Below are 20,326 nucleotides of genomic sequence, written 5' to 3' on the forward strand. Positions count from 1 at the left end.
CCGCGGACGGGACGGAGCCGGCGGCTGTGGACGTACGACAGCACCTCGTAGCACGGCTGTTTACAGCCATCGACGCCCAGGAGTGGGAGACACTGCCCGAACTGTTCACCCCCACCGTTCGCTACGAGCGCCCCGGCTACGAGCCGATCCGCGGGATCGCGTCGCTGGTCGCCTTCTACCGCGCCGAACGCGTCGTCGCCCACGGCAGGCACCGGATACTCGGCTGCCTGGGCGACGGCGAGGAGGTGTGCTGCTGGGGCGAGTTCGACGGCGTGTCCCGCTCCGGACATCCGCTGTGCGAGACGTTCGCGGACTGGTACTGGACCAGCGGCGGCCTGATCAGCAGGCGCAAGACCTTCTTCTACCGCCCGGCGATCTGAGGCGCGGTCCGGTCCGCTCGCGGCGGTCGCCCAGCCGGCCGTGTCGCAGGCCATGGCTTCGCCCGGTGGCAGTCGGGGTGGTCGTCCGGCGCCGCGGTCGGTCGGCGGCCATCAGTAGGACGGGGGCAGGCCGGCCGGCAGCGCGAACGAGCGGAAGAGTTCGGGCTGCTGGAACAGCGCGATCTCACCGACGGTGTCGCCGTCGACCCGGAGCACGCCGATGGCGAAAGCCCGGAACGCGGCCTCGCCCGGCACCCGCCAGTACAGCCCGAACGCCGGTTGGCGGTTGGCCGCCGTCGCGGTCAGCCGCCAGCCGTCCCCCATCTCGCCGAAGACGTGCTCCGCGAGGAACGCTCCGATGTCGCGCCGCCCCGCGAACCAGGTCGTGCCCGGCGGCATGATCAACTTCGCGTCGTCGCGCAGCAGTGTCACCAGCGCGGCGGCGTCCGCGTCCTCCCATGCCGAGATCAGCCTGTTCAGGGCCGTACGCTCCGCCGCGGTCGGCTTCGACCCCCACTGGGCGCGCTCAGCGGGCAGGTGTGCCGCGAGGGCGGCGCGTGCCCGTTGCAGGGCACTGTTGACCGCCGCCCGGCTCAGCCCGAGCGCCGCCGCAGTGTCTTTGACCGACCAGTCCAGCGTGTCCCGCAGGATCAGCACGGCCCGTTGCCGCGCCGGCAGGCGCTGGATGGCGGCCAGGAACGCCAGCTCGATCGTCTCCCGCGCGGTGACCACGGCCTCCGGTTCCTCCTGCGCGGCCCCGGCGGCATCCAGCAACCGGTCCGGGTACGGCTGCAGCCACGGCACGTCGACCGCGGCCAGTTCGTACTGCCGCGGGTCGGACGGCCCCGCCAGATCGGTGGGCCAGGACCGGGACTTGCGGCGCCGCAGCGCGTCCAGGCACGCGTTGGTGGCGATGCCGTACACCCACGCCCGGAACGAGGCACGGCCGGCGTAGGAACCCCGCCGGGACCACGCGCGCAGCAGCGTTTCCTGCACCGCGTCCTCGGCGTCCTCGACGGACCCCAGCAAGCGGTAGCAGTGCACGTGCAACTCGTGCCGCAAAGGCTCGACCACCTGCGCGAAAGCCGCATGATCACCGGCCCGCGCAGCATTCACAAGTTGGTCCATGACCGTATGACGCAGCCGCGGGCGGAAAGTCATCGGTGCCCGGGCCCTCCCGCGACTTCGCCGTGCGCTCGAAGAACCCATGCGTGCCGAGAGCGTTCGGCTTGAGCTCCGGCAGGACCGATGACGGGCAGGGCCCCGGCGCGTCACATGGGTGAGCCCACTCGCACGACACGAACGGGACGGGACACCCCGTGACCTCCGTCCGTCGCCCGCACACACCGCACGCCCACTCGTTCACTCACCAGGAGAAGTCATGACGACGCAGACGACCGTTGCCGACAAGGCCGTACTGATCACCGGCGCGAACCGCGGCCTTGGACGTGCGCTCGTCGAGGACGCGCTCGCCCTGGGGGCGCGGCGGGTCTACGCCGCCGCCCGGCGGCCCGTCGACCACCCCGACGCGCGCGTCACGCCCCTGCGGCTGGACGTCACCGACCCGGCGGGAATCCAGGCCGCGGTCAAAGGAGTCGATTCCCTGGACATCCTGGTCAACAACGCGGGCGTCGCTGTCGCCGACGACCTCACCGACCCCCGGTCGATCGAGGCCCATCTGGCGGTCAACCTGTTCGGCACGTACCGGGTCACCCAGGCCGTTCTTCCGCTTCTCACGAACTCCGCGGGAGCGATCGTGAACGTCCTGTCGCTGGCGGCGCTGGCCACCGTGCCGGTGACCCCCGGGTACTCGATCTCCAAGGCGGCCGCGTTCTCGATGTCGCAGTCGCTGCGCGCCCTGCTGGCACCGCGGGGTGTGACCGTGCACATCGTCCTGCCCGGGCCTGTGGACACCGACATGATCCGTGCCTGGGACATCCCCAAGGCCGACCCGGCCGACGTCGCCCGCGCGATCTTCGAAGGCGCCGCGCACGGCCTGGAGGAGATCTTCCCCGACCCGATGTCCGCGGCGGTGTCCGAGGGCTGGCGGAACGGAGCCGTCAAGGCGCTGGAGGCGCGGAACGCGGCGGCCGTCCAAGCGGTACCGGCCCGGCCGTGAGAGCCGCGGGGAGACCGTGGGGCGTTCCGGGTGACGGAGGGGCGGGGTGCTGGCGACCAACATCGATCACGTCGTCATCGTGAGGAACCGCTGCACAACGACGCGCTCTCCTGGGAGAACGCGAGGACATGTACAGCCGCTGTACGTATGGCGCCTACAGCAATGCCGCAGGCGCCATACGCCTTTGGACGCCGTGCCTGGCGGTAGGGCGGGTCAGGGCACGGGTCCGGGCGGTGGCGTCAGCCGATGGCGATGACTGGGTGGGCGGTGGGAGTGATCCATTTCATGATCTGGGTCATGAAGGTGGCGGGTACGGCGACGCAGCCGGCGGTGGGGCCGGCCTGGGGGCCGAGGTCGTGGAGGAAGATGCCGGCGCCGCGGCCTTTGACGGCGGGGTTCATGTTGTAGTTGATGACCAGGGCGTTGTGGTACTGGGTGGGGTAGTTGATGAGGTGTTCGCTGCCGTCGTCGCCGGATTCGGTGAGGTGGAAGCCGCCCTGGGTGTCGGTGCGCATCTGGTTGTAGTAGGCGGAGGTGGGGTCCTCGACCCACCAGTCGGTGGTGGTGACCTGGTGGTAGGGCATCTTGGTGCCGGGGTTGGTGCCGATGCCGAAGCCCTGGGTGATGGTGTAGGTGCCGGTGGGGGTGGTGTACGTGCCCTGGGTGCGGGTGGCGCCGGCGGTGATGCCGTGCGAGCCGATGCGGGCGGACGTGGTGGCGGCGAGCTTGTGCCAGGTGCCGGAGGTCTGCTGCCACAGGGTGACGGTGGCGTAGGAGCCGTTCGCCTTGACGGTGATGACCTGGGTGGTGGTGGCCCCGAGGGTGACCTTGACGGGGAAGGGGCTGGGGGTGGTGACGTACGAGCCCGCGGGCAGGGTGAGGCGTTCGCCGGGGCGAATGATGTAGGGCGAGGCGATGTGGTTCGTCTTGGCCAGCGCGGTCCAGCCGCCGGGGACGTGTTCCTTGGCCGCGATGCCGGACAGGGTGTCGCCGGAGTGGACAGTGTAGCTGGTGACCGGTGTGGTGCCCGGTGGGGTGGTGGCCGCCTGGGCGCCGCCGGCGGTGGCGATGGCGGAGACGGTGGCCGCGGCGCCGAGTGCGCCGGTGGCGGCGGCGCGGCGGGTGAGCGGGGTGCGGGGCTTGGCGTGGCGGCCGGAGGGGGCGGTCATGGACAGTGGCTTCCTTTGTGCGCATGTGTAGGTGCGGCGGTCCGGCCGACGCGTGGCACTGCGTCGGCCGGACCGCCGCTGGGGACGTGCGGGTCACGGGTTGTGCTTGCTATCAGGTGGCGAACTGGTGTCCGGTCGGAACCCGGTTCTCACCGTGCGTGTCGGTGCGAGTCCGAGAGGAGGACTTTGCCGATTCCGGGGACGTACCGGGAGGAGCCTTTGGGTCCGTCGGCATCACCATCCGGTGCCGAGTTCGGAGCGGGAACCGGGGCTGGTACGGGTGCCCGTACCGGGGTACAGCCACAGGATGCCGCCGGGTCCGCGGGCCACGATGTCGGGGTTGCCGTCGCCGTTGATGTCGGCCAGGCCTGCGAAGGGGAAGGAGGTCCAGCCGGCGGTGCCGATTTCCACGCGGGCGGTGGCGGTGTCGTGGCCTGCGTCGCCGGGGTAGAGCCAGAGGGCTCCGCTGGAGTCGGTGGCGGTCAGGTCCATGTGGCCGTCCTTGTCCCAGTCGGCGAGGCCGTCCAGGGTGTAGGTGCTCCAGCCGGTGCCGATCTGGACGCGGGTGCTGGTGGTGCTGGTGCCGTTGACGGTGCCGTTGCCCGGGTACATCCACAAGGCGCCGCTGGGGTCCTTGGCGATGATGTCGGGGTGTCCGTCGCCGTTCCAGTCCCTTACGCCGGCGAAGGCGTAGCCGCTCCAACCGCTTCCGATCTGGACGTGGGCGGTGGAGGTGTCGTGGCCGGCGTCGCCGGGGTAGAGCCACAGGTTGCCAGAGGCGTCCTCGGTGATGATGTCGGGGTAGCCGTCGCCGTCGAAGTCGGCGATTCCGGCGAAGGTGTAGCCGGAGAAGCCCCAGCCGACCAGGGTGGGCGAGGTGGTGTTGGGGCCGTGGGTGCCGTCGCCGGGGAACATCCACAGGTCGCCGGAGGCGGTTTCGGCGACCACGTCGGGATTGCTGTCGCCGTTGAAATCCACCGTGTCGGCGAAGGTGTAGGGGCCGTCGCCCGCGGTGCCCTGCGTGTAGAGGGCGCTTGCCTGGTTGCCGGTCAGTGCGTACGGGTAGGCCTGGATGCCGCTGACGGAGCCGGACAGGAAGTCGGTCGGGCTGCCGTTGTACAGGGCTCGGCCGACGGTGTAGGAGTCCGGTGCGTTCCACGCCGTCACGCCGCTCGCTGAGTCGGCGAGGGTGCCGTTGACGTAGAGCTGGGTGGTTTTGGCGGCCGCGTTGTAGACGCCCACCAGGTGGGTCCACTGGTTGGCGGTGACGCTGGTGGAGTAGGCGAAGGTGAAGGTGGGGCCGGCGGTGTCGCCGCTGGTGGTGGTCATGGCCCAGGTGGGGGCGCCGGTGTGGGCGTAGTTGTACTGGAGGAGGAAGGCGCTGTTCTGGGTGCCTTCCTGTGCGGCGATGGTCATGTTGTGGGTGGGCAGGGAGGGGAGCTTGACCCAGGTAGAGACGCTGAAGCTGCCAGCGGTGTTCAGCACGGGTGTGCTGCTGGTGGCGGTTCCGGCGGTGCCGTCCAGGTTCAGCACGGTGCCGCGGGCCGGGTCGTCACCCCAGCTCGCGCCCGAGCTGGACAGACTCAATGGGGAGTTGCCGGTGTTGGCGTTGAGTATGGTGCCGGGTGTTTGGGGGGTGTCGGTGGCGGCGGTGTCGGTGGCCACGGGCATGCCGCTGCCGTCGTCGGCGTCCCAGCTGTCCTGCGGCGACATGATGGCGTTCGCGAGCGCGCCGTATGCGGCAAGGCTGAGGTTGACGTGGTCGCCGCTGTCGGCCCAGGGCAGGAGCCGCTCTTCCCCGCTGTAGGCGTTCGGTGCGGCGACGGCGGCGTCGAAGTCGGCGAAGTACACCGCGGGGGTGGTCCACGGGTTGCCCAGGTTGCCCAGGAAGGCGTTGACGTCGGTGCGGTAGCCGTCGACGGTGGAGGTGCACGGGTCGTTCGTGCTTGCGCCGTCGCCGTTGTAGCCCTGGCAGGGGGTCAGTGAGGTCAGGACGATGTTGATGCCCCAGGCCTGCAGTTGCTGGACGAGAGCGGTGTAGCCGTTGTCCTCCAGGTCGGTGTTGGTGGTGGTACCGCCGAGCAGGTCCTCCAGTCCTTCGTCGATCACGACGGTGTTGATGCCGGGCTGGTCGAGGATGTCCCGGTCGATCCGGGACAGCACGGCCGGGCCGCCGACAGGGCCTCCGTTGTACGTTTCCGGGTTGTCCGCCATGAGCTGGTTGGCTTCGATGCCTTCGGACAGCACTCCGTAGGGGGAGGGGGTTGTGGGCTCGTTGGCGGCCAGGGCGTCCGAGACGCGATAGCCGTTGGAATTGGGCGGTGTGGTGTTCGGCTGGAAGGGGTCGACGAGGTGGTCGCCGAGCACTGCCTCCGTCGGTACGCCGGCGGTCTGCACGTCGAGTCCGGCGATCACCTGCGTGAAGTTGCCGTAGGAACTCGCGTCGGTGGTGAACGGGGTGGCGCTGGTGCTGGTGGTCAGGTCCCCGGAACCGATCGCGGTGACGTAGGTATAGGAGCCGTTGGCGTAGGAGTGCGTCACCAGATACGGCACGGAGTTGGTCAGCTGGTAGGAGACCAGCAGGTAGTGCCCGGCGGTGACGGTGAAGTTCAGTGGGTCGCTGTAGACCATGCCGCCCCGGGGGACGGTGACGGACTGGTTGCCGCCGAAGGTGAGCGTCGTCGGGGTGCCGGAGGGCACCGAGGTGAAGGAGGTGGAACTCGAACTGACCGCGATGGTGGCGTGGCCGATGCTCAGTTTGCTGGTGCCCAGGCCGTTGTCGAGCTTGATGCGCACGGTGCCGCCGGAGATCGAGGGGCGCAGGGCGGTGCGGAAGGTCTGGTTGCTGTAGGGCGTGTCACCGGACGGGGTGAGCAGGTTGGAATTGCCCTCGTTCGGATCGCTCCACACGCCGGTCCACGACTGGCCGGTCGCAGTGGCCTTGTACGTACCGTTGGCCTCCGGCGTGCCGTTGGTGGTGTCCCGGCTTCCTATACCGAAGATGTGCAGGCCCTGCTCGTGGGCACCCACGCCGGTGGAGACGTCCGGCAGGGTCACCGAAACGACGGGGTTCGTGGCCGTGGCGGTGACCGGAACGGAGAAGGCGTACATCCGTTCCGCGCTGGTGGACTGTCCGCCGGAACCGTTGCGGTGCGGCAACACCAGGGCGGCGATCGGGTCCACGGTGCTGCTCCAGTCCGGCACAGTGAGGTCGTACGGGGCGGTGGTGCCGTCCTTGTAGGTGACGTGGCCGGTCGCGGGGCACACTCCGATGGGGTCGGTGCCGGAGAAGCAGTAAGAACCGGTCACGGCGGTGCCGCTGGGGACGTAGGGAGCGGTGGTGTCACCGTCGATGGCGCCCGGGTCGGACAGCCCCGCGAAGGTCGAGGTTCCTACGAAGACCAGGCCGTTGCCGGTGAGGCCGGTAGTGCCGTTCAGCGTGATGGTTTGGTTGGCGGCCAGGACGTTGTCCTTCTGCCCGGAGCCGAAGGCGGGCAGGGCGATGGTGGCGCCGTCCACTGTGACTTTGCTTCCGCTGCTCCAGCCGGCGTTGTTCAGGTCGGTCTGGGAGAAGCTGTATCCGGCGCCGTCGAGATTGGCCTGGGACGGGTTGCTGTCGGCGCTGATGCCGGTGTTGTCGAAGCAGGCGGTCAGGCTGGTGCAGGTGGTGTTGGGATGCCCTGCCGCCAGGAAGGGGTAGGCGAAGTCACCGGAGTCGTCGCCGGCCGCGTCCGTGGCGTAGACGTACAAGGTGTGCGGCCCCGGTGACGGCGGGGTGACGGTAATGGTGGCCGCGTTGCTGCTCGCGGTCACCGTCTCGGACGCGGGCGGGCTGCTCTTGGCGGGAGGGACGTCGAGGTTGTAGATGAACTTCGTCGCCGCCGTGCCGGAGCCGGTGATGTCGAACTTGCCCGGCGTGCCCGCGGTGGCACCCACCGCAGCGTCGGTGACGTCCGTGTCGGGGTACAGGTTGTTCTCGGACACCACCGAGGGCGTGTCCGGGGCGGTGGGCTCGGCGGTGAAGTGGCAGACCGGGGAGCGGGAGTAGGTCGTCCAGTCCATCCCGTCGAAAATCTTCACGTTCCAGTCGACGGTCTGCCCGTTGGTGAGCGAGGAGATGAAGCTGGACGGAAGCGACGCAGTGGCGTAGCTGCCGCTGGACAGGTTGTCGCCGCTGAGCACGGTGTGCATCGTGCTCTGGCCGTTGATCCAGTACTGGAATGTGGCCTGCAGCTTGTCGCCGTTCGGGTCGGAGATCTTGGCCTTGAGCACCGGCGGGGTGCTGGCGATGGTCTTGCCCATGTACGGGTAAGGCGCGACCGTGTCGCAGGCCGCGTCGTCCGCACCGGACACCGCCGCCATGGTGTTCGCCGAGGGCGGGTTCGGGGCGTTGTTGAAGAAGATCTGCAGCGTCGGGTCGTTGCTGAACCGCTTGAACTCTATGTCATCGTGCTTGGATTCCCAGTAGTCCTCGCTCAGTGTCGCCGTGAAGGTGGACGAGTGTGCGGAAGCGGCGGCCTTGATCGGGGTCAGTACTTTGAAGCTGTTGGGGACGGTGCCTTTGTCCGGGCAGTGGTTCGGATTGTAGGCGGGCCCGAAACTCGCGGAGGTCGAGTAGCTGTTGTAGCGGGGCCGGTTGCTCCAGTCCGTCCCCGAGCCCATGCCCTTGGACCAGTGCAGGTTCACCGTGGCCGTGGTTGTGCATGACGCCGAGTAGACCTCGGTGGCGTCGACCTCGGCGCTGTTGATGTCCGCTCCCCAGATCGACCTGGGAAGCTTCCACTGATAGACGGCGTGTTCGTCGCCGGTATAGCAGTAGCCTTCCTGCCAGCCGTTGTAGCCCACCCCGAGGTTGCCGTAGTCGGCTCTGGAGGTGGTGTCGTCGACGAAAGAATCGCCGGGGCAGCCCTGCTTGACCTCGTCGAACATCGGCGTGCCGCCCGTGGTGGGATGCCAGTTCACGGACGGGTCGACGTACACCGGCCAGACCGTGGACTTTCCGGCGAGCATCCGGGCGTCAGGGGTGAGGGTCAGTGACCCGGGTGCGACTTTGATCCGTACAGGCGCCAGCCGGGCGGCCAGCCCGGGATGACCGGCGTCCGAAGGGTCGGCGGCGACTTTCGCACCGCGCTTCTGATGCGGAGAGGCGGGCAGGACCGTGTTGGAGTCCCACTGATGAGGCGTTGCCCCATCGGCCACCAAAGCGCCGTGGTCGTCGAAGACGGCAAGTCCGCCGTCCCGGGCGGTCGCCAGCCTGCCGCCGCGTACTGCCGTGGCCAGGCGCAAGGAGCGGAGCGCCGGGTTCCGCGCTGCCTGCGCCGAGTGGATCACCAGAACGTCACTGAACCCGCCGGCGGTGGTCGCCGACACCTGCAGGTCGACGCCGGGCAGCACGGACGGGTACGTCGCCGTGGCATCGTGCACGGCTGGCGTGGGCAGTCGGGACGGCCAGGAGACGGCCAGTGAGGTACCGCCGGAGTGGGTGACTGCCAGCGGCCCGGTCCCGCCACCCGAGAACGAGACGGTCCCGTACGCGGTTGCCGCCGGTGACCACGTTCCGTCGGAGTGGTGGTGCAGGCGAAGGCCCACCGGGACCCATGTGCCGGACTGTTTGACGCGGACGGGCTGTGCGTCCGCGGCGAGCAGGAACTTCCCCGAGGGCTGGGCGACGATCTCGTCGGTGGGGGTGGTCAACGCGGCCACTGGGGTGGCCTTGCCGGTACGCCGTGCCGCGTTTGCGGCCTGCTGCATGGCGTGCTGGTCGGCGGCCGTGGGGCCGTAGCCGCTGGGCAGCGGTGTCAGGCCCTGCGGCTTTTGGGAGGGGTGAGTGGCCGGCTCGGAGGTTCCGGCCGACTTGGCGGTCACCGGGTGGTGCGCTGAGCGCGGCAACGCGTGAGCCGGTGTCAGGCCGGCACCGCCTGCCGCCCACAGTGCCACTGCGGTGATCAGGGCCGTTCGGCCTCGGTGACGTTTCGAAGAGGTGAGGTGGATCTTCATCTACCTGTGGTCTCCCAGATTCGGCCGGCAATCCGTCCGCGCCCGAACGTACGTGCCTCGTCGAATCGCTGCCTAGACCATCCATGCACGCGGAGTACATGATTCCTGACCTTCAGTTACTACTTGCGGCGAAATGTCCATACCAAAGAGTCGGTAATGACATTGCCAGGTGGCGCTATGAGAGCATTGTGGGCGTTTGCCCGTTCGGGGATCTCCGGCTTTCCGGAACGGGAGGTCGGAGCAGCCTTGTCGCCGCGGCTGGGGGTGCCGGTGTGGGGTGTGCAGAAGTTCTGCGGTGCACAGAGGCTGAATCGGACTCATCTCGTCCGGTTATGGCGCGCGTGGTTGCCATCAGTGCGTGAGGCTCGCGGTGCGAGTCTTTTGCGTCTGAATGTGACTGAAGCGTGAGGGAGTAGTGGTGGTAAAGGATGTGCTTGTAGTTGGCAATGGAAGTTAGCGAGCCGATCGCCGTTGGTAGCTTCCCCTCTGGTCATTGATCGATCACCGATCGTGAGGGGCGGGACACGGTGGCTTCCGGTATCGGCACGTACCGAGGCAGGGCGGGGAACGTCGGCCGACGCACCGCGAGACGGCAAGCAACAGGTGCCGCACGGGTTTTGACGGCTGCGCTGGGCGCGATGGCGGTGTGCGCCGCGCTTCTGCAGGCGGCGGCGCCGGCTTCGGCCGCGGCGGGCAAACCGCCGTCGCCCGCGCATACCAAGCCGGTGCCGGTCACGCCGGTGGTCTCGCACTACCGGCAGCCCAAACCCATGCCGAAATTCCACCCTTCGGCGGTGTCCTGGCCCTCCGGGCAGGCCCATGTCACGCTCGGCCAGTCGCCCGGCGGAGCCTCTGCGGACACCGTCAGCCGCCGAAAGCCCGCCGCCCCGGTGCGCGCGGGCTCATTGCCGGTCTGGCTCGGACAGGCCAAGGCGCCTGCCCCAGCTCACCACGCCGGTATCCTCGTTCCCGCGAACCCGGCGACCCCCTCGACGGTCGGCGTCGAGGTCCTGACCCGCGCCCAGGCGAAAGCCGCGGGTGTCAACGGTGTGCTGCTGTCCCTGGCGAGTGACAGCGGCGGCTCCGGAACCGGTGTGGGCGTCTCGCTCGACTACCGTTCGTTCGCTTCCGCGTTCGGCGGCGACTGGTCTTCGCGACTGCGGCTGGTGTCCCTGCCCTCCTGCGCCCTGACGACCCCACAGGTACCGGCCTGCCGCCGCCAGACGCCTCTGGTCTCGTCGAACGACACCGCCACCCACACTCTCAGCAGTGACAACGTCCAGCTCCCCGCGGCTCCGACGGCGAAGACCATGTCGTCGGTGGCCGGCCCGCAGGTCACGCTGCTGGCGGCGACCTCCTCGGCTGGTGGTGGCGGCGGTGACTTCTCGGCGACCTCGCTCAAGCCGTCCGGTTCCTGGCAGGCGGGTGGCAGTTCCGACGCGTTCGGCTGGTCGTACCCGATCGGCGTCCCCAGCGTGCCCGGGGGACTTACACCCGCGATCTCCCTTGGCTACAACTCCCAGTCGCAGGACGGTCTGACGTCCTCCACGAACAATCAGGCGTCCTGGATCGGTGACGGCTTCGACTACGACCCCGGCTTCATCGAGCGGTCGTACCAGTCCTGTGACCAGAACCCGGCCGGTGCGACCAAGACCGAGGACAACTGCTGGTCGGACAGCAACACCCTGACCATGTCCCTGGGCGGCCAGTCCTCGGTCCTGGTCAAGGACGACACCACGGGGGACTGGCATCCGCAGGACGACGCCAACGAGCGCATCCAGTTCAAGACGGGTGCCGTCAACGGTGCGCAGAACGGTGAGTACTGGGTCGTCACGACCGACAACGGTACCCAGTACTACTTCGGCCTCAACCAGCTGCCCGGCTATGGGTCCGGGAATGCGACCACCAACTCGGTGTGGACCGAGCCGGTGTACGCCACCGCGTCCGGGCAGCCCTGTTACAACGCCACGTTCGCCAACTCCTGGTGCCAGCAGGCCTACCGCTGGAACCTCGACTACGTGGTCGATGCCCACCAGGACGCGATCTCGTATTTCTACACCACCGACACCGGCTACTACGCGCGCGATCTGGGCACGACGGCCACCACGCCGTACACCCGCGGCGGATACCTCAACAAGATCATGTACGGTCAGCGTGCCGGTCAGGTGTACTCCACCTCGCCGGCCGGGCAGGTGCTGTTCACCGTCAACGGCCGCTGCGACACCTCGGCGACCGGATGCGCGACCTCGACCCTGACCTCGACGACGGCCAAGGACTGGCCCGACGTCCCGTACGATCTGCAGTGCGCGCAGAACGCCGGCTGCTCGGTCAACACCCCCACGTTCTGGACGAAGTACGAGCTGACCGGGATCCAGACGCAGGCACTGGTCGGCACCACCGAGACCAACGTCGACTCCTGGGCGCTCACCTACAGCTTCCCGGCGACCGGTGACTCCACGACGCCCGCGCTGTGGCTGTCCAGCATCACCCGTACCGGCCAGGACACCAGCGGCGGCGGCTCCAGCTCATCCTTGTCCCTGCCCCCGGTGACCCTGTCGGGCACGCCGCTGTCCAACCGCGTGAACCTCACCGACGGATACCCGCCGATCACCCGGCACCGGCTGAACACCATCACCACCGAGACCGGCGAGATCATCAACGTCGCCTACTCGGCGCCCGCCTGCGCCTCGGGCACACCCAGCGACCCCAGCCAGAACACCCAGCTGTGCTATCCCGCCTACTGGACGCCGGCAGGCAGTACCGCTCCGGTCGAGGACTGGTTCAACAAGTACATCGTCAGCGGCGTCACCGAGCAGGACCCCACCGGCGGCGGTGTCAACGACACCATCGCCACCCACTACACGCCCGTGGGCAAGCCGGCCTGGCACTACGACGACAACCCGCTCACCCCGTCGAACGAGCGCACCTGGAACCAGTTCCGCGGATACCAGGGCATGAAGGTCACCACCGGCTCCAGCCCGGACCCGGTGACCGAGACCGACTACACCTACTTCCGCGGCATGGACGGCGACACCCTGCCCGGAGGCGCGACCCGCTCGGCCACGGTCAGCGACTCGCGGGGCGACGCGGCGGTCACCGACCTCGACCAGTACGCGGGCAGCGTCTACGAGACCATCCAGTACAACGGCGCCGGCAGCGGCACGGTCGTGAAGGACACCATCACCGACCCGTGGACCTCCGCCTCCCAGGCCACACACAGCCTCGGCAGTTCCCTGCCCGCCCAGCACTCCTACCTCACCGGACAGAGCCGGGTACGGACGTTCACCCCGTTCTCCAACGGCAAGACCGGGCAGACCGCGACCGACTACACACACGACTCCTACGGGCGCGTCACCAAGACCGACGACCTCGGCGACGTGACCACGGCCGCGGACGACCGGTGCGCGACCGTCACGTACGCCGACAACACCACCGCGTGGATCCTGGACGCCCCGGACGAGAACACCACCGTCTCGGTGAACTGCTCGACCACACCCACGTACCCGAAGGACGCCGTCTCCGACACCCGCACCTTCTACGACGGCTCCACGACCCTCGGCGCGGCGCCCACGGCCGGCACCGTCACGATGACGCAGAACGCGGCCTCCTACAGCGGTTCGACGCCGACCTTCGTAACCATGTCCAGCAGCACCGTCGACGAGTACGGCCGCGCGCTGACGGCCACGGACGCCGACAACCGCACCACCCACACGGCTTACACCCCCACGACGGGTGCGCAGCCGACCTCGGTGACGTTGACCGACCCGCTCAGCCACACCACCACGACCACGTACGACCCGCTGCGTGAGGTGGACGTGACGACGACCGACGCGGCCGGTTACGTCACCACGAAGAAGTACGACGCGCTGGGCCGGATCACCGCGGACTACAAGCCGGGCGTCACCTCGGCGTACGACACCTTCAGCTACACGGTGTCCAACCAGGCCCCGTCGGTGGTCACCACCCGGATGCTGAACCAGGACAACACCTACCGCACCAGCGAAGTCCTCTACGACGCGCTGCTGCGCAAACGGGAGACGCAGTCCTCCACCATGGACGGCGGCCGGGACGTCACCGACACCGTCTACAACACCGACGGCCTGACCGCCAGCACCAGCGACCCCTACTACACCACCGGCGCCCCCTCGGGCACGCTGGTCCAGGCGCAGGCGGGTGACATCCCCTCCGAGATGGGCTACCTCTACGACGGCGCCGGGCGGCAGACCGCGGCCATCTCCTACCACTTGGGCACCGAGACCTGGCGGACCACCACCAGCTACGGCGGCAATGTCACGACGACCGTGCCGCCCAAGGGCGGGGTCGCGCAGAGCACCTTCACCGACGCTCGTGGCAACACGACCGACCTGTACCAGTACCACAGCGGCGCGCCGGCCGACCCGGTGCTCGACCCGGCCTCGGACTACTCCGACACCCATTACACCTACGACGCCGACGGCAACCGCACCGGTGAGACCGACGCGGCCGGGAACTCCTGGTCCTGGAACTACGACCTGCTGGGCAACCAGACCTCGCAGACCGACCCCGACACCGGCACCACCAACTCCACGTACGACAACGCCGGGCAGTTGCTGACCGTCACCGACGCCCGAGGCAAGCAGACCACGTACACGTACGACCTCGACGGCCGCAAGACCTTCGCCTACGACACCACCGGCAATGCCACCCCTTCCTCGTCCAACGAGATCGGCGCGTGGACGTACGACACCCTGAAGAAGGGCTATCCGACAGCGTCGACGTCGTACCAGAAGGGCACGACCAGCCCGTCGGTCAGTGACACGGTCCTGGCCTACACAAGCATGGCGAAGGTGTCGGCAGAACGAGAGACGCTTGCCAACCTGCCCGCGAATGAAGCCGCGCTCGCTCCGTCCGGAGGTTATGTCACCGGCTACACCTACAAGTCCAGCGGGTGGCTGGCCAGCAAGAACATCCCGGCAGCCGGCGGCCTGGCCAGTGAGATCGTCGACTACGGATACGACCAGTACGGCGACCCCACCAGCGCCGTCAGCACGGCCTGGAACTACGTGGAGGCCGTTGGTTACGACGAGTACGGCAAGCCCCTGCAGTACACGATGGGCACCTCGGGCAACTGGGTAGCGCTGAGCCTGAGTTACGACGAGCAGACCCAGCGCCTGACCGACGCCAAGACCACCGACGCCACCGCGTCCACGGTCGTCGACGACACCAAGTACGCCTACTCCGACAGCAATGTCTCCGGCGGCGCCGGCCTGCTCACCTCCACCACGGACAACCAGAACGGCGGCGCGGTCTCCGACACCCAGTGCTTCGGCTACGACTACGCCAACCGCCTGTCCGCGGCCTGGACCGCCACCGACGCCTGCGCCGCCACCCCGGCACCGGGCAGCAGTTCGACCGTGGGCGGCCCGCAGCCGTACTGGCAGTCCTGGACGTACGACGCGGCCGGCAACCGTCAGACCCAGACCGATCACGACACCGGCGGCAACACCGCCAACGACACGGTCACCACGTACGCCTACCCGGCGCAGGGATCGGCGAGCGACCAGCCCCACACGCTGACCAAGACCACGGCCACCGGGCCGGGCGCGACCGCGCACACCGCGTCGTACACCTACGACCCGTCCGGCAACGACACCAGCATCACCACCCAGGCCGGCACCCAGACCCTGACCTGGAACGACCAGGGCAAACTCGACTCACTCGCCGACACCGCCACCGGCGTCACGACCTCGTATTTGTACAACAGCGACGGCAACCTGGCCCTGCGCACCGACCCCGGCAAGGCGACCCTGTTCCTGGGCGACCAGCAGGTCGTGGAGAACACCGGAACTGGCACGCTGTCGGACACGCGGTACTACACCCTCGGCGCCACCACGGTCGCCGAGCGCTCCAGCACCGGTGACATCCAGTACCTGATCCCGGACCGGCAGGGCACCGACACCCTGGCCATCGACTACCAGTCCCTCACCGTCACCCGCCGCGCCTACCTGCCATTCGGCCAGGAACGAGGCACGGCCCCTGCGTCCTGGCCGGGCGACGACGGATACGTCGGCGGCACCCCGGATCCGGCCACAGGTCTGGAGAACCTGGGCGTGCGAGAGTACGACCCCTCAAGCGGCCGGTTCCTGTCCCCGGACCCGGTGTTCGAGGCATCCGACCCCACACAGTTGGGCGGCTATGACTACGCCGGCAACGACCCGGTCACCAGCTCCGACCCGAGCGGGTTGTGCCCGGCCGACCTGTGCGGAGTCGGCACTCCGAAGGGAGATGGGTCGGGCAGCATCATCAACGATGGCCCGGTCGATCCCACGGATCCCGGTGGCCCGACTGAGAACCACGGGCACTACTACCAAAACGGTCACCGGGTATCCCGGTTGCAGGCACTCACCCACCTGTGGAACGACTACCTGACCGGCCAGTGGTACCTGGCCCACCCGCTGCCCAAGCCGCACCACAAGCACAAGTCCTGGTACAAGCGCGGCTGGGACGACTTCTCCAACGACACCGCGAAGGCCGCGAAGATCGCCTATCACTACAGCGGCGCATCCGACGTCGTGGGCTGCGCCTCCAACCCCTCCCTCGGCGGCTGCACCAAAGCCGCGGCACTGGCCGCCGGCTTCGTCTTCACCGGCGGCGAGGACGAGCTGGAAATCGCCGCCCTCGAAGCCGGTGAAGACGCCGCCGACAGCGCGGCAAGCGACGCCGCCGACGAGGCAGTCAGCTGCCTGACCGGGGGTCCGCACAGCTTCACCGGCAACACCCCAGTCCTGGAAGCCGACGGGCATACCGAGGCCATCAAGGACGTCAAGGCCGGCGACAAGGTCCTGGCGACCGACCCGCAGACAGGGGAAACAAGCCCGCACTCGGTCCAGAAGGTCATCAAGACCACCACCGACCACGATTTCACCAACCTCACCATCACCACCCCGGCTCCGGCGGGCGCACACACAACCCGCGCCACTCACATGGCCGCAGCGGCAGCCACCCTTACCACTACCTGGCACCACCCCTTCTGGGACGCCACCACCCACCAGTGGGTCGAAGCATCCCACCTCACCCCCGGCACCTACCTCCGCCAACCCAACGGCACCCCCGCCGTTGTCACAGCGGTCCGCAACTACCACACCACCGCCGTCACTTACGATCTCACCATCACCGGCCTGCACTCGTACTATGTGCTCGCAGGAGGAACGCCGGTCCTCGTCCACAATTGCAAGGTCAAGCTGAGCCAGGAGCAGGCCAATGTTCTGGACGTGGGCCCCTATGCAGACGAAACAACACCGGTCGAGGCGACCGGTCCTACCGTGGATCCTGCCCAGTCGGACGCTATGCAGGGCCAGCCGTGTCACTCATGCGGTGACAGTCCTGAAGGCGTGACGATGGTCGGCGACCACCAGCCGGCCACCTCTCTCTCGGCTCCCAGTACTTCGAGGATGCTGTATCCGCAATGCCCAGCCTGCTCCGGCATGCAGGCGCGAGCTGTACAGACTGCGCAGCGGATGATGCGGAATCACGGCTGGTATAATCCTGAAACTTCCGGTTACCTTGATCAGCTAAGAGCGCTCTTGCCCGGACATATTGGGTGATGGCGGCCTAGTAGTCCGATGGGCGAAACCCTCTGCGGTGTTTAATCAGCACTACAAGGGGATCGATCTGGTGTGTCAGCTGTGGCTATTCCAAGAAGGTCACCGTTCCGTCGGCGTCAGATGCTTGGAGTTGCCCTCCTGGTGGGTGCGGCTAGCCCTGTTGAACCTGCCATTCGAAAGGCGAGGGGCTTCAACGTCGCAGTGCACACCAGATTGTTCCCATCGACTGGCGGCAGGTGACGTGAGATGCAGAGGTGCCGGCTTGATTACCGAGGTGGTGAGGCGCTTCAATTGGGGCGTGAGCGATACCTATGTTGATCTTGGGGCTGTGACAGTTCCCTCTGGCGTGCTTGTCCTGGCCATGGCGGGGCGGATCGATTCATGGCGGGAGACGGCACGTCCGCTTTCCGAACGTGCCCTCGCGGCGGCTGCGTTGGGCGGCGGGCACCTGTACGAGTTTGAAGGCAGCGAACCTCTGCCGTGGAGTGGAGAAGCGATCGCCGTCCGGGCCGCCGTAGGCCGACCGCTGCGGGTTCGAGCGCTGACATCGCCATCGCCTATTGATCGGAGGCCAATGATCTCGCTCTTGGAAGCAGATCTTGGCATCCCTTGGCCTCAAGAGCAGGCTGGCTGTCCAGTTGTGCTTGGAGACATGCCAGTGGACCGGTGCGGCGTGGTACTCGGTGACGCTCGAGCCCTGGACGGATTTACCGGTCGTGATGGTGAGGCCACTGACGGCTTGGCGGACGTCACCTACTGGGGTAGGCATGGCGAGGCGGCCCAGGCCGAGTTCGGAGGCGAGCCTATTCCCCAGCATCGCGGTGCAGGTGGCGTGCTTGGATGGCGAGATGTACCGCTTGCTGAAGCGGAGAGGATTGCCGAAAGACTGCGGGCCTGGTTGCGTGACGGGCCGGGAAAAGGTTTGATGGTCGCCGTAAATAAACATACTGACCTTTACAGGTTGAAGCGGGCTGGATTGAACCATGCGCTTCTGGCAGGTGTCGTAGAGGTTGACGGATGCCAAGTGCTTGGCATCGGCTGGGATGCCGCAGAGCATTCCATGTACCACCGCGGTGAACGCGCCCAAGGGCAGGTATATCCGGCCACGCTCGAATCGCGCGATGGTGAAGGAGTACTTCGGTGGACGATCTCCTCCTTCAGCCCGGAGCCGGACAAAGCGTGAGTGCTCGCACTCTTGACGGGGTGACGTGGCGGTCACCGACCTCGGGATGGCCGCGGAGCCAGGCGGCCAGATCCTCGCCTTCGCGGCCGTCGTAGAGGTGAAGCGGCCTTTGAGTGGCCATGTCGATCAGCAACGTGCCGTAGTGGCGGCCCTTGCGGAAGGCGATATCGTCGACGCCCAGCACCTCCACGTCGCCGACATGCGGATCGGGCAGGGTCCTGACCAGGCGCAGGAGCGTGTCCTTGCCGACGGTGATGCCGGTCACCGTCGCCAGACGGGCTCCCGCCCGGCCTGCCAGGGCCAGGCCGAGTTGCGTCAACACCCCACGCAGCAACGGGGTGTAATGGCTCTGCGGGGTGGTCAGTCCCGCGATCTGCTCGGCGAACGTCGCGGCCGGGCAGGCTGCGTTCTCGCAGCGGAAACGGCGTATGGACAACTCGATCACGACACCGAGACCGCCCACCGCAACGTCACGCAGCCTGCGCACGTACCGGCCGTGCACCCGAGCCGAACTCTGGCCACACCGGCAAGACCCACCCAACGCACGCACCCGCGCCCTCAGCACCACCTCGTCCGGCCGCCGCTCAACCTCCTCGATCAGCAGCGCGGACAAGTGCGGGAACAGCTCCAAGAGCACATCACGAGAGCGCCCGACGCATGATCGCAAACAGTTGACCTAATCCGACTCGACCGTCCGGATCACAAGATCGTCGACAGAACCAAGATCCGGGACGGACAGGTGCCGGCGTACGGCCTGGTCTCGCGAAAGTCGGCCGAGCACATGGCCTCGCCGTTCCCGCCGGGCTTCCGCGGCCTGGACATCGATGACCAGGACATGGTGAGGCTCGACGCGGACACCTACGGCTACGCCACGAGCGTCCTGAAGGGACCTCTCACCGAACGACAGCGTGCAGGCCTCACGCGGCTGACGGCGGTGTTCGACAAGGTCCTCCCGGCGATCGAAGACCAGTACGCCAACAAGTACTACGCGCACGTACGCGACATTGCCGTGCTGGCCGCCGAGGTCGAAGACCTGCGTGAGAAGTAGCCCCTGATCGGGAGCAGCCGGTGGGACAGTCCCGGGGACGGTTGGATGTGCGGTGACGTCCATCCGACTGTTGGAGGTGTAGTGGCTGAGCCTGTCCGTGTGCGCAGACCGACCGATCAGGAAGGGCAGAAGCTACAGCAGATCGTGCGCCGGGGCAGCACCAGTTCGGTGCGCTATCGACAGGCGATGATGCTGCTGGCCTCGGCCGGCGGGAAACGGATGCCGGTGATCGCGAAGCTGGTGCAGGCCGACGACGACACCGTCGGCGACGTGATCCACCGGTTCAACGAGATCGGACACCGTCACCCGCTCGCTGAGTCGGCGAGGGTGCCGTTGACGTAGAGCTGGGTGGTTTTGGCGGCCGCGTTGTAGACGCCCACCAGGTGGGTCCACTGGTTGGCGGTGACGCTGGTGGAGTAGGCGAAGGTGAAGGTGGGGCCGGCGGTGTCGCCGCTGGTGGTGGTCATGGCCCAGGTGGGGGCGCCGGTGTGGGCGTAGTTGTACTGGAGGAGGAAGGCGCTGTTCTGGGTGCCTTCCTGTGCGGCGATGGTCATGTTGTGGGTGGGCAGGGAGGGGAGCTTGACCCAGGTGGAGACGCTGAAGCCGCCGGCGGTGTTCAGCACGGGTGTGCTGCTGGTGGCGGTTCCGGTGGTGCCGTCAAGGTTCAACATGGCGCCGCGGGTGGCGTCTCATTCTTGCTGGTCAGAGGCATTTTCTGCTTTCCTGACCACCCATCGGACAGCCCGCTTTATGCATTCCCGAGGCTAACCGCTGCCTTTGACTCGGTCACAGCCCGGCGCCCTGGGGTCGAGGTAGCGCTGCCGGTGGCATGACGGCGCACGGACCC

General features: G+C 67.8%; 10 protein-coding genes and 1 pseudogene. 6 read left to right on the top strand and 5 right to left on the bottom strand.

Going from position 1 to position 20,326, the window contains the following annotated elements; translation table 11 throughout:
* Positions 1-26 precede the first annotated feature (26 nt).
* Complete coding sequence (locus K7G61_RS07740; protein WP_225845939.1) at positions 27-380, top strand: nuclear transport factor 2 family protein; 354 nt, start codon at positions 27-29, stop codon at positions 378-380.
* Positions 381-491: 111 nt separating this feature from the next.
* Here the strand turns inward: K7G61_RS07740 and K7G61_RS07745 are convergent, their stop codons facing one another.
* Positions 492-1,508: an RNA polymerase subunit sigma-70 gene (locus tag K7G61_RS07745; protein WP_225845940.1), complete on the bottom strand. Its 1,017-nt coding sequence runs from the start codon at positions 1,506-1,508 to the stop codon at positions 492-494.
* A 253-nt stretch (positions 1,509-1,761) separates the two neighbouring features.
* On the opposite strand from K7G61_RS07745, the gene K7G61_RS07750 reads away from it, so the two are divergent.
* Positions 1,762-2,499, top strand: coding sequence for an SDR family NAD(P)-dependent oxidoreductase (locus tag K7G61_RS07750; protein ID WP_225845941.1), 738 nt, complete (start codon positions 1,762-1,764; stop codon positions 2,497-2,499).
* Between the two features lie 239 nt (positions 2,500-2,738).
* On the opposite strand, the gene K7G61_RS07755 is transcribed toward K7G61_RS07750, so the two are convergent.
* Both K7G61_RS07755 and K7G61_RS36890 read right to left on the bottom strand, forming a co-directional pair.
* Positions 2,739-3,668, bottom strand: a complete 930-nt coding sequence (locus tag K7G61_RS07755) for a LysM peptidoglycan-binding domain-containing protein (RefSeq protein ID WP_263984059.1) — start codon at positions 3,666-3,668, stop codon at positions 2,739-2,741.
* Between the two features lie 234 nt (positions 3,669-3,902).
* Entirely contained in the window at positions 3,903-9,533 is a 5,631-nt protein-coding gene (locus K7G61_RS36890) for an FG-GAP-like repeat-containing protein (RefSeq protein WP_225845942.1), read from the bottom strand.
* 749 nt (positions 9,534-10,282) lie between these two features.
* Here K7G61_RS36890 and K7G61_RS07765 point away from each other — a divergent pair.
* Both K7G61_RS07765 and K7G61_RS07770 read left to right on the top strand, forming a co-directional pair.
* Positions 10,283-17,248, top strand: a complete 6,966-nt coding sequence (locus K7G61_RS07765) for an RHS repeat-associated core domain-containing protein (protein ID WP_225845943.1) — start codon at positions 10,283-10,285, stop codon at positions 17,246-17,248.
* A 298-nt stretch (positions 17,249-17,546) separates the two neighbouring features.
* Positions 17,547-18,431, top strand: coding sequence for a hypothetical protein (locus K7G61_RS07770; protein ID WP_225845944.1), 885 nt, complete (start codon positions 17,547-17,549; stop codon positions 18,429-18,431).
* On the opposite strand, the gene K7G61_RS07775 is transcribed toward K7G61_RS07770, so the two are convergent.
* Positions 18,406-19,062, bottom strand: a complete 657-nt coding sequence (locus K7G61_RS07775; protein WP_225845945.1) for a transposase family protein — start codon at positions 19,060-19,062, stop codon at positions 18,406-18,408. The two genes, K7G61_RS07770 and K7G61_RS07775, sit on opposite strands and share 26 nt — an antisense overlap.
* Positions 19,063-19,170: 108 nt before the next feature.
* Between K7G61_RS07775 and K7G61_RS07780 the strand changes: the two genes are divergently transcribed.
* Together K7G61_RS07780 and K7G61_RS07785 are read left to right on the top strand one after the other, a co-directional pair.
* On the top strand, positions 19,171-19,479 hold the full coding sequence (locus K7G61_RS07780; protein ID WP_225845946.1) for a hypothetical protein: 309 nt from the start codon (positions 19,171-19,173) through the stop codon (positions 19,477-19,479).
* Between the two features lie 81 nt (positions 19,480-19,560).
* Positions 19,561-19,776: pseudogene (locus K7G61_RS07785) on the top strand (IS630 family transposase); the annotation flags it as partial.
* A 5-nt stretch (positions 19,777-19,781) separates the two neighbouring features.
* Here the strand turns inward: K7G61_RS07785 and K7G61_RS07790 are convergent.
* On the bottom strand, positions 19,782-20,150 hold the full coding sequence (locus K7G61_RS07790) for a LamG domain-containing protein (protein WP_225845947.1): 369 nt from the start codon (positions 20,148-20,150) through the stop codon (positions 19,782-19,784).
* Positions 20,151-20,326 lie beyond the last annotated feature (176 nt).

The sequence above is a fragment of the Streptomyces sp. HPF1205 genome, assembly GCF_020400825.1.
GTDB lineage: Bacteria > Actinomycetota > Actinomycetes > Streptomycetales > Streptomycetaceae > Actinacidiphila.